Here is a 12,096-nt window from a genome sequence, read left to right as displayed (position 1 = left end):
GGGGGGCCAGGTGCCCCACCTGATTGAGGTCGAACTCCCACATGCCCGTGATCTCCACCCGCATGCGCAAGTCCGCCGCCCTGCTCGCCTCCGGCATCGGCATCGTCGCGATCGGCGCCGCCGTCGTCCCCACCGCCGCCTCCGCCGCCCCGGCCACCCCCCAGGCCATCGCCGCGAGCATCGTGCCCGCCGACCAGCTCGCCTCCTTCGACCAGATCATCAGCCACGAAAGCGGCTGGAACGTCACCGCCACCAACCCCAGCTCCGGCGCCTACGGCCTGGGCCAGGCCCTGCCCGGCAACAAGATGGCCTCCGCCGGCGCCGACTGGCAGACCAACGCCACCACCCAGATCAAGTGGACCTACGACTACATGAACAGCCGCTACGGCAGCCCCAACCAGGCCTGGGCCTACTGGCAGATCCACCACAACTACTGACCCACCCCCTCAGTAGTCGTGCCCGAAGGGGCCCGGCACGCGCCAACCACGCGAGCCTGGCCCCTTCGACGTCGACACCGTCAGCAGCCGGGCCCGAAGGTGGTCGCCACCGCCGACTCGCGCCGGTGACAGCGTGGACACAGCACCCGCGAGTACACGACGTGCGGGCCCTGCACCAGGTCCTCGTGCCCGCCCTCGACGGACAGCGTCCCGGACGGCGTTTCGCAGCGCGCGCAGCGGCGGTGCTTGAGCTGGTCGTTCGCGCACGGGCGGCACCACCAGGCCGTCGGACGTTCGGCCAGGACGACGATCGGCTGCGGACCGCCCACCAGGTGCGGGCAGGACATGAGCGTGCCGTCGTCCAGCGCCGCCTGCATGGCACCGACGACGGCCTGGTGCCAGGCCACGGCCTTCGCCGGGACGGTCACGCCGGGGCCCCGGCCGGCGGCTTCCAGTCCGGCGGCGGCGTCGGCGGCGGCAGCGCGCATCTGGTCCCGCAGCGCGATCCCGGCAGGGGTATCGATTGGCTCCACGCGAGGAGCGTATCCAGGCGGACCGCCTGCCAGGGTGCAGTCCGCCGAAGCCGTCCGAGGAAGCAGTGCGACGGCAGTGGTTCGGCGGCGTACGAATACCCGTTCGAAGGCGGACGGCCCGGTGGCTGCGGGCGCCGCCGGTACGAACGCGACGATCCGGCCGAGAAGGCGCTAAATGGTAGGGACGATCTCCTTCTCAGATTGTCGGAAAGGTGACTAGGATCACGCCCACTTCGGGTCGGCACCGTTCCCCCCGGTCGGCACTCGCCGGCGGTGCCACCCGGCCGGCCGTAGGAGGCCCCGTGGTCACCACCATCGACCCCCGCATCGCAGCACCGCCCGCTCCGCGCGAGCTGGACGACGTTCCCGGCTGGTTCTGGCCGCTCGACCAGCAGCTGTTCGGCTGGCTGCTGGCACGCCAGACGACCACCGGAACCGACGGCGACCTGCTGGAGCTCGGCAGCTACCTGGGACGCAGCGCCATCGTGATGGGACGCCATCTCCAGGCAGAGGAGACGTTCACGATCTGTGACCTCTTCGACTCCGACGCGCCCGACGGCGAGAACGACGCCGAGATGGCCATGTCCTACCGCGAGACGCTCACCCGGACCGCGTTCGAACGCAACTACCTGGCGTTCCACCGCGCGCTGCCCACCATCGTCCAGGCCCCGACCTCGGTGCTCGCCGACGGCCGGATACCCGCCGGCAGCTGCCGGTTCATCCACATCGACGCCTCGCACCTGTACGAACACGTGGCCGGCGACATCGACACCGCCCGCAAGGCGCTGATCGAGCACGGCATCGTGGTCCTGGACGACTACCGCTCTCCCCACACCCCGGGCGTGGCCGCGGCCACCTGGGAGGCGGTCTTCCGGCACGCCCTGCACCCGATCTGCCTCACTCCGGAGAAGTTCTACGGCACCTGGGGCGATCCACAGCCGATCCAGGAGGCGCTGCTCCAGCTGCACGGCGACGCGACAGACTGCCACATGGACGTGGACGTCATCGCCGGCCAGCGCGTGATCCGCCTCTCCGGACGCGGCGTCGCCAAGCTCCTGCCCGCCGACCGACCCGCACCGCGCACCCCGGAGCACGAACACCAGGAGGAGCACCGGGAAGAGCAGCCTCGGGAGGAGCGCTCGGAGGAACCCCGGGAGCAGGAGCGGCAGGACGCCGCCCCGACCCCCCGCCCCAGACCGCGCTCGGCGGCCCGGCGGATCGCGCTCGACCTGCTGCCGCCGGTGGCCACCCGCGCGGTGCGCCGCCGCCTACAGGCGGCCAGGGACCGCCAGGGCGGGCAGGCCTAGCCTCTCTCCCGGTCCGTGTCCGATCCGCGATGCACTGCTCCCCCAGTGCGTCGCGGATCCGTCCCGCCCGGCGCCGGGCCCCTGGCGGGCCTTCGAGCGGCGGGCAGGGGTGGATCAGATCTGGCGGTCCGGGTCGGAGAAGGTCAGTTGGCCACCGACGCCGAGCGGGCGAGGCACCGGCGCGGGTTCGGTGGCCTCCTCCCCCGGCGGCTGGCGGAAGTCCGCGCCCTGTTGCAGCGGCAGCGGGCGGCGTCCGTCGTTCGGGACGGGGGTGGCCGCGTCGGTGGCGGGCTCGGAGAAGGCAGGCGGTCCCAGCGGACGATGATCAGTCATTCGGCCAGTGTCGCAGCCCGATCGGCCTCCGGCTGCCACAACCTCAGGGGATGGCCCCGGGAGAAGCGACAAATCGGTCGTGCCGGGGCCGCCCGGTTCAGGTCTTCGTAGCTCAACGGCAGCGTCCCGTGCCGGTGTGGAGTCACCTCCACACCGGCACGGGATCAGCGCGTGAGCGGCGGCGGTAACTCTCAGGAGTGGAAGGTGACCTCGGGGTCGGCCGCGGTGGGACCGTTCAGGATCGGCTGCGGGATGCCGCGCAGGTTCAGGTCGAAGAAGGCCGCGACGTAGGTGCGGGTGAGCTCGACCGAGCGCTGCGCGGAGAGCGTGGTGCCGGGAGGCTCGGGGATCCCCAACTTGTCCGCCAGCACCGGGACGTCGGTGAAGCTGGCGTGGTTGGAGCCGGAGAAGGTGATCCAGCGCTTCCAGCCGTCCAGGTTCGCCCAGCCGCTCGTCCAGGTGGGGTCGTCCTGGCCGCCCATGTCGTGGCTGACCAGCAGGAACGGGCGGCCGCCCAGGCCGGTGGCCGGGACCGGCGCGAACATGGTGCCGTCCAGGTTGACCCCGGCCAGCACCCGCTTGTCGGTGGCCATGGTGGTGACGGCGGCGTCGCCGCCCAGCGAGTGCCCGGCGATGCCGATCCGTCCGGCGTCGATCATGTGGGAGTACTGCCAGGCCGGGTGACGGTTCGTCAGTTCGTCGATCACGAACGACATGTCGGTGGCCCGGCTCTGCGCCACGGCGGCCGGACCGCCGGCGGGCAGCGTGTCACAGATGGTGCAGGTGAGCGTCTGCCCGTCGGGGAAGGTGGTGCCGGAGTTCTCGTAGGTGTGGTCGACGAGCGCGACGACGTAGCCGCGGCTGGCCAGATCCTCGGCGAGGCTGGTGAGTTCGGTGCGCGGCATGGTGAATCCCGGTGACAGCAACACCAACGGGAACCTGCCGTGCTCCGGAGCGGCGTCGGTGCGCGACCAGGTGCGGGTGTCGGCGACCTCGTCGGCCGGGATCGTGGTGCCGGGGACCTTCATCTGCAGCATCAGGCCGGCGGCTGCGTCGGTCATGTACGGAGCCGGGCCGCCGGTGCCGGGGCGGGCCGGGTAGTACATCGAGACCATCAGCTGCCGCGCCCCGGCCGACGGCACCCAGGGGTCGGTGCGGTCCTGGTCCGTGAGGTGCAGGACCTGCCGGCCGACCGCGTGCGGGCCGGTGGGGCGCGGCAGTTGGGGGTACTGGCCGTCCGGGTCGGCGGCACCGGCTGCTGCGGACGCGGCGGGCGCGGCCGGCGCGGAGGCGGACGCGGCGGGCGTCGCGGCGAATGCCGGGACCGCGGCGAGGACGGGCAGCGGCAGGACGAGCGCGAGGACCGTCGCGGCGGCGACGTGGCGGAGTCTGGTCATGTCGACGACGGTAGGGCGCCGACCGCCGGGCTGACGTCCACTCAGAGTCGGACTTCCGACTGCCCGTTGACTCCTCTCGGAGGATGATCGGACCCCCGGGAAGCACGGCCGCCGCGAGCGGCGGAGCGGGAGTGGTGAGGGTCTGCCAGGGGGCCGGCCAGCGACTCTGCGGTCGGGGGCGGATCAGGGACGCGATCAGGGTCGGCCCGGATCCCCGGATCCCCGGGCCGCATCGGGTCGGACATCGGGCCGGACATCAGGAAACTGTCACCGGGCGCCGGGGCCGACTCCCGTGAACGCGCCGAGCAGCCGGTCGGTCAGCTCGGCCAGGTCCCGCTGGAGGCCGGCGTCGTAGGTGTGGCCGGCGGCCCGGGAGGTCGCGGTGCCGTCGAAGAAGGCGCCGGTCGTGGTGCGGCCGGCATCGATCGCGTGCAGCACGGCCTCGGTGCCCTGCGCCACGGTGGTCCAGGGCCGGATACCGGCCTCGCGGACCATGCCGGTGTCCATGTAGGTGGCCGGGTGGGCGCAGTTGACCCGGATCCCCTCGCCCGCGTACTCCTTCGCAGCCGCGAAGGTGAAGGCGGCGAGGGCGAACTTGCTGCGCGTGTAGGCGCTCGTGCCGTCGTAGCCGCGGGTGTACTGCGGGTCGCGCAGGTTGATCGGGCTCTGTCCCACGGATCCGATGTTGAGGATCTGGGCGGGGGCACCCGCCGCCAGGCAGGGCCGTAGCAGCCGGGCCAGCAGCACCGGCGCCAGATAGTTGACGGCCAGGTGCAGCTCGTAGCCGTCCTGACTGGTCTCGCGGCCGCCGCCGGGCACGCCGGCCCCGATGCCGGCGTTGTTGACCAACAGGCCCAGGGCCGGGGCGTCCTGGCGGATCCGCTCGGCGAGGGCGGCGGTCTCGCGCAGTGAGGAGAGGTCCGCCAGGTAGGGGTGGACGGTGGCGCCGGCATCCCGGAGCTCGGCGACGGTGTCGTCGAGGCGGCGCTGGTCGCGGCCGTGCACCAGCAGGGTCCAGCCGCGCTGGGCGAGGGCGCGGACCACGTCGCGGCCCAGGCCCGAGGTGGCACCGGTGACCAGGGCGGTGGTGGGTGTCGTGATGGCGTTCATGCGAGGGGGCGTCCTTCGGAGTGGGGCGGAGTGCGCAGCGGCGCGGATCGGAAGGGCTGGGCCGGTCAGACGATCTCGCGGCCGCTGACGGTGGTCTGCGGGACGGGCTCGTTCACGTCCCAGTGTTCGACGATCACGCCGTCGGCGAGCCGGAACACGTCGATCACCGAGAGACCCGGCTGGCCGGGCGCGGGCACGAAGTGGCTGTGCGCGAAGACCAGGTCGCCCTCGGCAGCCGTGCGCCGCACGTCGAAGCGCAGTTCCGGCAGCTGGTGGCGGAGGCCGTCGATGAACTCGGTCAGCGCGGAGCGGCCGTCCGCCAGGTTCGCGTTGTGCTGGATCAGGTCCGCTGCGACGAAGCGCTCGGCCTGCTCGGTGCGGCCCTGGTTCCAGACGATCTCCAGGTAGTCACGGACGGTCTGGGTAGTGGTGGCGGCGGTGAGCGTCATGGCGCGGTCTCCTACTTTCAATACGGTGCGGTGCGGTTCGTATCTTCATTACAATACGAGACGGATCGGATGTCAATGACGTACGGTGGACCCCATGACCGGACGACCACGAGACCCCGCCGTTGACGACGCCATCCTGCGTGCCGCCTTCGAACTCGCCGCCGAGGAGGGCCCCCGCGCGGTGAGCATGGAGGGGATCGCCGCCCGCAGCGGCGTCTCCAAACAGACCGTCTACCGCCGCTACTCCAGCAAGGGCGAAGTCGTCCTGGACGCACTGGTCGCCTTCGTCGCCGAGAAACTGCCCACCCCCGACACCGGCACACTCGGCGGCGATCTGCTCGCACTGCTGACCGCGAGCTTCGCCGCCCAGCAGGGCGCCAGCGGCACCCTCAACCGCATCCTGGCCGCCGAGGCGCTGCAGGACCCGGCGTTCGCCGCGCTCCTCTGGCAGCGCCTGACCTCACTGCGGCGCGCGGAGGTCGGGCGAATCCTGCAACGCGCCCGCGAGCGCGGGGAGGTGGCCCGGCCGGATGACGACTTCCTGATCGACCTGGTCTTCGGCCAGATGTGGTACCGGCTGCTGTTCGGCCACACCGTCCTGGACGACGCGTACGCGCGAGCCGTGACCGAGACCGTTGTGGCGGCCGCCCGGATCGAGCCGGGCTCCGGCCCGACGAGCTGACGAGCCGACGAGTCGACGGCCGCACCGGAAGGGGTGAGCATTCACTCACCCCTTCCGCTATGGTGAGTGAATGCTCACCGCCGAGTCGGGCGCCCGGCCCAGGCCGAAGCCGCGCCCGAAGGCCGCGCCCACCCGGCAGCGGCTGCTGGACGCCGCCGAGAGGCTGCTGCGCACCATCGGACCGGACGCCGCCACCACCGCCGCAACCACCACTGCGAAGGCGATCGCGCGCGAGGCGGGCTGCTCGGAGGGCGCGCTCTACCAGCACTTCGCCAACAAGGAGGAGCTCTTCGTCACCGTGCTGATGGAGCGCTCGGCCAACGCCGCACCGCTGCTCGCCGAACTGGCCGCCGACCCCGGCGGGCGCAGCGTCGAGCAGCACCTGACGGCGATCGCGCGGCACGCGGCGCTGTTCTACGCCGAGGCGATGCCGGTGGCCGCCTCGCTCTTCGCCGATCCCCCGTTGCTGAACCGCCACCGCGACGGGCTGCACGAGATCGGGCGCGGGCCACACCTGGTGCTCGCCGCGCTCGCCGGCCACCTGGAACGAGAACTGGCCGACGGCCGGATCAGAGCCGACGCCGACCCCTACGCCGCAGCCGCACTGCTGCTCGGCGCCTGCTTCCAGCGCGCGTTCTTCCTGCACTTCTCCGGCGAACACGCCGTACGCCCCGTCGAGGAGTTCGCCCACGCCGTGGCCGGCACGACCTGGGTCGCCCTGCGCTGAACCGGTAGGGAGTAGGCGGCGACGCGTGGACGGTCGCACGCGGGCGGTGGCAGGTGGGCGGTGGGCGGCTCAGAGTGGAGAGGAGTGAGCCCCTCGCCACGGAAGGACGGACACCATGCCCCTCACCAGCACCCGGGCCATGCAGGTCGCCGAGTCCGGCGCCGACTTCGCCCTCGTCCAGGTCAGCACCCCCGAGCCCGGCCCCGGGCAGGTCCGGATCGTGGTGGAGGCCTGCGGCATCTGCCACTCCGACGCGATGATCACCGGCGGCTTCATCCCCGGCACCACGTTCCCGGTGACCACCGGCCACGAGATCGCGGGCCGGATCGAGTCGGTGGGCGCCCAGGTGGCGGGCTGGGAGGTCGGCGCGCGGGTCGCCGTCGGCTGGTACGGCGGCAGCTGCGGCTACTGCGACGCCTGCCGCGAGGGCGACGGGGTCAACTGCCCGCGCCTGCAGATCCCCGGCGTCGCCTACCCCGGCGGCTACGCCGACACGGTGCTCGTCCCCGCCGTCGCGCTCGCCCGCATCCCCGACGAGCTGACCGCCGTCGAAGCCGCCCCGCTGGCCTGCGCGGGCGTCACCACGTTCAACGCGCTGCGGCGCAGCGCGGCGCGCTCCGGCGACCTGGTGGCCGTGCTGGGCGTGGGTGGGCTCGGACACCTGGGCGTGCAGTTCGCGGCGGCGATGGGCCTGGACACCGTCGCGATCGCGCGCGGCGCGGACAAGGCGGAGCTGGCCCTGAAGCTGGGCGCGCGGCACTACATCGACAGCACCGGCCAGAACGTCGCGCAGGAGCTGCAGAAGCTCGGCGGCGCGAAGGTCGTGCTCGCCACCGTCACCAACGGCGCCGCGATGGCCGCGACCGTGGACGGTCTGGGCCGGCGCGGCGAGCTGATCGTGGTGGGCGCCACCGCCGACCCGCTGCCGATCAGCGGCTTGCAGCTGCTCGGCGGCACCCGCAGGATCTACGGCCACGCCTCGGGCATCGCCACCGACACCGAGCAGACGCTGCGCTTCGCCGCGCAGAGCGGGGTGCGCCCGTGGGTCGAGCAGGCGCCGCTGGAGCAGGCGGGGGCGGCGTTCGCCCGGATGCTGGAGGGAGCGGCCCGCTTCCGGATGGTCCTCACCACCGGTAACTGACCGCGCCCGAGTGAGCGACGCGCCGGCTCCTACTCCTACGCGGCGAACGGGCCGGTGCGGCCGAAGGCGAGGGCGGCGAAGCGCTCGCCGATGCGGCGGTGGCCGGCCGGGTCGGGGTGGAGGCGGTCGGGCAGCGGCAGCTCGGCGTGGTCCGCCTCGCCGTAGAGCTCGCGGCCGTCGAGGTAGTGCAGGTTCGGGTCCTCGGCGGCCCGCTGCGCGGTGAGACGCGCGAGCTGCTCCCTGATCACGTTGAGCGTCAGTCGCCCGGTGGCACGGTCCGCCGGGTCGCCGGTGGCGCGGAAACGCAGGGTCGGGCCGTCGAAGTCCGGCGCGCCGGGCCCGGGGGTGTCCTCGTGAATGGGGCACAGGACCGGCGAGACGACCAGCAGCGGTGTGTCCGGGTGGCCCTCGCGGATCGTGTCGAGGAAGCCGTGCACCGCCGGGACGAACCCGCGCACCCGCATCAGATCGGTGTTGACCAGGTTGATGCCGATCTTGACGCTGATCAGGTCGGCGGGCGTGTCGCGCATCGCGCGCGCGGTGAACGGGTCGAGCAGCGCGTTGCCGCCGAAGCCCAGGTTGACCAGCTCCACGCCACCCAGGGCGGCCGCCAGGGCCGGCCAGGTGCGGGTGGGGCTCTCGGCGGTGGAGCCGTGGCTGATCGAACTGCCGTGGTGCAGCCACACCTTGCGCCCGTGCGGCGCGGCGGGTTCGACGGGCGCGTCGGTGCGCAGCGCGACCAGCTCGGTGGTCTCCGCCTGCGGCAGCCAGATCTCGACGTCCTTGAGCCGGTCGGACGGTCCGGGCAGGTCGGCGAACCGGACGGTGCCGGCCGGGCCGGAGGTGAGGACCGTGCTGCCGGTGGTCCAGTCGACGGTGCGGACGTTGCCGCCGCTGACGCCGGCGCCGGCGGTCAGGCGTCCGTCCACGAGCAGGTCGTACACCCCGTCGGCCGGGCTCGTCAGGCCCGGGACGCCCTGGTAGAGCGTCTTCGTCGCCAGCACATCCAGTTCGATGACGGTCGCGCGGGTGCGGAAGGCCAGCCGCACGCCGGAGGGCTGCGCCTCGACCATGGCCAGGTACGCGTCCGGGAACTGCCGGCGGGCCCGGGCGGGCAGCCGGTGCGGCAGCAGGCCGTGCTCGGTGCGTTCCAGATCGAGGGCGCCGCGCAACAGACCGGGGGTGATGGGGGTGGTGATCCAGTCGGTCATGTGTGGTGCTCCTCGTGCTTCGTTCCCGTGCTGATCGTGATCATCATGCCGTCGCGGCAAGAACGCTGACGACCGGTTAATCGGTTGTCGAAGGGCGGGTGGCGGCCGACACTGTCGCGGTGTATTCCGATGCTGACGCTGCGGCGTTGTACGACTCGCTGAATCCGTGGGACCCCGAGCGGTTCCCCTCCGACCGCTTCTACTACCCCCTGGTGATGGGCGCCGACTCGGTGCTGGACCTCGGCTGCGGCACCGGCGCGATGCTGCGCCTGGCCCGCGCACACGGGCACCGCGGACGGCTCGTCGGCCTGGATCCGGACCGCGCCGCGTTGGACCGGGCCGGGCGACAGGAAGGCAACGCATCGCCGGAAGTCGGCCAGGCCGACGTCGAGTGGATAGAGGGGACCGCCGCGCAGGCGCCGGCGGGGGCCGGGTTCGCGCTGGCGACGATGACCGGCCACGCGTTCCAGTTCCTCGCCACCGACGAGGACGTGCGCGCCTCGCTGGCGGCGATCCACGCGGCGCTGCGCCCCGGCGGCCGCTTCGTCTTCGAGACCAGGCATCCGCAGGCGCGAGCCTGGGAGGGCTGGGCCCGCGCGAACGAGGACGACGTCACCGACCTCGTGGACGAGGCCGGGCGTGCGCTGCAGGTCTGGCACGACGTCGACTCCGTCGTCGGCGACCTGGTCACCTTCCACGGCACGACCGCCGCCCCCGACGGCACGGTCCTGCGCGTCGACCACGCGAGCCTGCGCTTCCTCGACGTCGCACCGCTGGGCGCGTTCCTGGCCGGGGCGGGCTTCGAGATCGAGGCGCAGTACGGCGACTGGGAGCGGGGTCCGATCACCGGGGAGAGCCGGGAGATCGTCACGATCGCGCGCCGCTGATCAGCAGCGCGCGCCGACGGCGGGGCACGTCGTGATGGACGTGCCCCGCCGTCAGCACAGGCCGGTCGGGTTACCAGTGCTCGTGGCGCTCGCAGCGCTCGTCGTGCCCGTGGCGGTTGATCTTGGTGAGGTCGGCGGCGGTGTAGCCGATGCCGTCGCCGCCCCCGATGGCGGTGGCCCGGTTCGTCACCTCGTCGCGGGCCTCGCAGGAGACGTCGACCTTCAGGGTGATGGGCGGGTAGCTGCTCCCGGCGGGCAGGACGTCGCTACGGCTGCAGGTGAGGATGTCCAGGGTGCAGGTCCATCCCGTGCCGCTGATGCTGTCGGCGACGAGCCCGGCGGGCAGGGTGTCGTACACGGTGACCGTGCTGCCGTTGGTCGGGGCGGCCCCGGCGGCGTTGCCCACGGCGATGGTGTAGCTGCCGTCCCGCCCCTGGGTGAAGTGCCCGGTGTGGGTCTTGGTGACGGTCAGGGACGGGAGCACATAGGAGATGGTCACCTGGCCGTTGTGGTTCGCCGTCCCGACCGTCGACAGCGCGTAGGACGTGCCGGTACCCGTGGGAGTGGCGAAGCTGCTGCCCCCGCCACCACCGCCGCCGCCCGCCGAGGCGCCGTGGACGTTGACGTTGCCGCTGCCGCCGCCCCCGCCGGCGAAGTACCCGCCACCACCACCGCCACCAGTACCGATGAGGCTGGCGGCGCAGCCGCCCTCGAAGGTGCCTCCGGTGCCACCGGTCCCGACCGTGGCACCGGAGAACCCGCTCCCCGGCCCGCCGTTCGTGACCGAGCAGAGTGAAACGGTGCCGCCGGCCCCGCCGGCACCTCCGGTGCTGGTGCTGGTTTTGCCGCCGCCCCCGCCCTGCCCCGGCGAAGCCCCGGGGCCGGTGGCACTTCCCGCGGTGCCGTCGGTGGCATCCGGCGTCATCCCGCCGTTGCCTCCGTTCCCCCCGGTGGAGCCCGCTCCGGTGCCGCCGGAGGCACCGCCGCCGCCGGCGACCACCAGCAGGGCGCCGCCCGCGCTGACGCTGGAGGCACCGCCCCCACCCGGACCTTCGAAATGCAAACCCGTCAGCGGGTAACTCCCCCCTGGGGCACCGCCGTTGAACCCACCGGCACCCGCCGTCCCGGTGCCGTTGCAGCCCTTGCCGCCGGTGCCGCCGACGTTGACGGTGAAGGTCGTCGGGGCGGTGGTCGGCGGCAGGGTGGTCACCACCCGCACCCCCGTCCCACCGGCCCCGGTGACGGAACAGCTGGTGCCGGTGTTGTCAGCGCCGCCGGCGCCGTCCGCGGTGATCGTCACCACCGCCGACGCCGGAACCGTCAGGCTCTGCGCGGCGCCGGTGAAGGTGAAGGTCTGCGACGGATCGGCCCGCTGCTCCCGCACCGGCGCGGCAGCCGCCGGCGGAGCCGTGGCCGCCAGCAACGCCATACCGGACAGCAGCGCGCACCCCAGCGACTGTCGGCCGACCCGATACCGCGACAGATCACCCTGTCCACGCGTACCAGCACTCATCCGCGGGTTCACCTCTCCTCACAACAAGGCGCCCCGCCCCCGAGCGAGAACGCACATGTAGGGCAGGGCACCTGACGGTAAATCATGACAAATCACCATTAGATACCCCGCTCCGATCACTTCGAGGTAGCGAGGCAAGGAGGGGCTCGCGTGTCGCAGCGCCCCGGGAAGGTCGAGACGGCGGACCGTTTCACCGGGCGAGGGCCAAGGTCTTCGGCCGCATCCGGGGCGCGTGGCGCGGGCTCGTGAGTACGCGGCGCCGGAGGATCCCGGTTCCTCGGGTGAGCGGCGGGGGCGGCAGGGCGCGGCGCGGGGATCCTCGCGGGCGGGGTCGAGGGCGGCGCGGGGGCCACCCGAGGGGGTGGCGCC

At 72.9% G+C, this 12,096-nt stretch carries 13 protein-coding genes; 6 read left to right on the top strand and 7 right to left on the bottom strand.

Annotation, left to right across the window (positions count from 1 at the left end; translation table 11 throughout):
* The first annotated feature begins 41 nt into the window (after positions 1 to 41).
* Positions 42 to 437 carry an aggregation-promoting factor C-terminal-like domain-containing protein gene (locus tag AC060L_RS29750; protein WP_483798944.1) on the top strand — a complete coding sequence of 132 codons (396 nt, stop codon included), beginning with the start codon at positions 42 to 44 and terminating at the stop codon, positions 435 to 437.
* 80 nt (positions 438 to 517) lie between these two features.
* Here AC060L_RS29750 and AC060L_RS29745 read toward each other — a convergent pair whose 3' ends face one another.
* Complete coding sequence (locus AC060L_RS29745; RefSeq protein ID WP_483802047.1) at positions 518 to 970, bottom strand: hypothetical protein; 453 nt, start codon at positions 968 to 970, stop codon at positions 518 to 520.
* 302 nt (positions 971 to 1,272) lie between these two features.
* Between AC060L_RS29745 and AC060L_RS29740 the strand changes: the two genes are divergently transcribed.
* Entirely contained in the window at positions 1,273 to 2,277 is a 1,005-nt protein-coding gene (locus tag AC060L_RS29740; protein WP_483802046.1) for a class I SAM-dependent methyltransferase, read from the top strand.
* Positions 2,278 to 2,391: 114 nt separating this feature from the next.
* Here AC060L_RS29740 and AC060L_RS29735 read toward each other — a convergent pair whose 3' ends face one another.
* From AC060L_RS29735 to AC060L_RS29720, 4 genes are all read right to left on the bottom strand, one after another.
* Entirely contained in the window at positions 2,392 to 2,610 is a 219-nt protein-coding gene (locus tag AC060L_RS29735; protein ID WP_483802045.1) for a hypothetical protein, read from the bottom strand.
* Between the two features lie 191 nt (positions 2,611 to 2,801).
* Positions 2,802 to 4,007 (bottom strand): alpha/beta hydrolase family protein, encoded by a 1,206-nt coding sequence (locus AC060L_RS29730; protein ID WP_483802044.1) that lies wholly within the window; start codon positions 4,005 to 4,007, stop codon positions 2,802 to 2,804.
* Between the two features lie 267 nt (positions 4,008 to 4,274).
* A complete protein-coding gene (locus tag AC060L_RS29725; RefSeq protein ID WP_483802043.1) occupies positions 4,275 to 5,117 on the bottom strand; it encodes an SDR family NAD(P)-dependent oxidoreductase in 843 nt (280 codons plus the stop codon).
* Between the two features lie 65 nt (positions 5,118 to 5,182).
* The gene (locus AC060L_RS29720; RefSeq protein ID WP_483802042.1) at positions 5,183 to 5,566 is read right to left on the bottom strand and encodes a nuclear transport factor 2 family protein; all 384 of its coding nucleotides are present in this window, start codon (positions 5,564 to 5,566) and stop codon (positions 5,183 to 5,185) included.
* A gap of 94 nt (positions 5,567 to 5,660) precedes the next feature.
* Here AC060L_RS29720 and AC060L_RS29715 point away from each other — a divergent pair, with 94 nt between their 5' ends.
* From AC060L_RS29715 to AC060L_RS29705, 3 genes are all read left to right on the top strand, one after another.
* Entirely contained in the window at positions 5,661 to 6,248 is a 588-nt protein-coding gene (locus tag AC060L_RS29715; RefSeq protein ID WP_483802041.1) for a TetR/AcrR family transcriptional regulator, read from the top strand.
* A 70-nt stretch (positions 6,249 to 6,318) separates the two neighbouring features.
* Complete coding sequence (locus AC060L_RS29710; RefSeq protein WP_483802040.1) at positions 6,319 to 6,975, top strand: TetR/AcrR family transcriptional regulator; 657 nt, start codon at positions 6,319 to 6,321, stop codon at positions 6,973 to 6,975.
* Positions 6,976 to 7,090: 115 nt separating this feature from the next.
* On the top strand, positions 7,091 to 8,116 hold the full coding sequence (locus AC060L_RS29705) for an alcohol dehydrogenase catalytic domain-containing protein (RefSeq protein WP_483802039.1): 1,026 nt from the start codon (positions 7,091 to 7,093) through the stop codon (positions 8,114 to 8,116).
* A gap of 35 nt (positions 8,117 to 8,151) precedes the next feature.
* Here AC060L_RS29705 and AC060L_RS29700 read toward each other — a convergent pair whose 3' ends face one another.
* Positions 8,152 to 9,327 carry a GDSL-type esterase/lipase family protein gene (locus AC060L_RS29700; protein ID WP_483802038.1) on the bottom strand — a complete coding sequence of 392 codons (1,176 nt, stop codon included), beginning with the start codon at positions 9,325 to 9,327 and terminating at the stop codon, positions 8,152 to 8,154.
* A 119-nt stretch (positions 9,328 to 9,446) separates the two neighbouring features.
* Here AC060L_RS29700 and AC060L_RS29695 point away from each other — a divergent pair, with 119 nt between their 5' ends.
* A complete protein-coding gene (locus AC060L_RS29695; RefSeq protein ID WP_483802037.1) occupies positions 9,447 to 10,214 on the top strand; it encodes a class I SAM-dependent methyltransferase in 768 nt (255 codons plus the stop codon).
* 70 nt (positions 10,215 to 10,284) lie between these two features.
* On the opposite strand, the gene AC060L_RS29690 is transcribed toward AC060L_RS29695, so the two are convergent.
* Entirely contained in the window at positions 10,285 to 11,643 is a 1,359-nt protein-coding gene (locus AC060L_RS29690; protein WP_483802036.1) for a hypothetical protein, read from the bottom strand.
* Between the last annotated feature and the right edge of the window lie 453 nt (positions 11,644 to 12,096).

The sequence above is a fragment of the Kitasatospora sp. NEAU-69 genome (genome assembly GCF_057158765.1).
This window is presented reverse-complemented; position numbering and strand designations above follow the sequence as displayed.

Coding starts and splice junctions, on each gene's coding strand:
- AC060L_RS29690 (WP_483802036.1), bottom strand. CDS start 11,643: ATGGCGTTGCTGGCGGCCACGGCTCCGCCGGCGGCTGCCGCGCCGGTG.
- AC060L_RS29730 (WP_483802044.1), bottom strand. CDS start 4,007: ATGACCAGACTCCGCCACGTCGCCGCCGCGACGGTCCTCGCGCTCGTC.
- AC060L_RS29735 (WP_483802045.1), bottom strand. CDS start 2,610: ATGACTGATCATCGTCCGCTGGGACCGCCTGCCTTCTCCGAGCCCGCC.
- AC060L_RS29725 (WP_483802043.1), bottom strand. CDS start 5,117: ATGAACGCCATCACGACACCCACCACCGCCCTGGTCACCGGTGCCACC.
- AC060L_RS29700 (WP_483802038.1), bottom strand. CDS start 9,327: ATGACCGACTGGATCACCACCCCCATCACCCCCGGTCTGTTGCGCGGC.
- AC060L_RS29720 (WP_483802042.1), bottom strand. CDS start 5,566: ATGACGCTCACCGCCGCCACCACTACCCAGACCGTCCGTGACTACCTG.
- AC060L_RS29715 (WP_483802041.1), top strand. CDS start 5,661: ATGACCGGACGACCACGAGACCCCGCCGTTGACGACGCCATCCTGCGT.
- AC060L_RS29710 (WP_483802040.1), top strand. CDS start 6,319: ATGCTCACCGCCGAGTCGGGCGCCCGGCCCAGGCCGAAGCCGCGCCCG.
- AC060L_RS29705 (WP_483802039.1), top strand. CDS start 7,091: ATGCCCCTCACCAGCACCCGGGCCATGCAGGTCGCCGAGTCCGGCGCC.
- AC060L_RS29750 (WP_483798944.1), top strand. CDS start 42: ATGCCCGTGATCTCCACCCGCATGCGCAAGTCCGCCGCCCTGCTCGCC.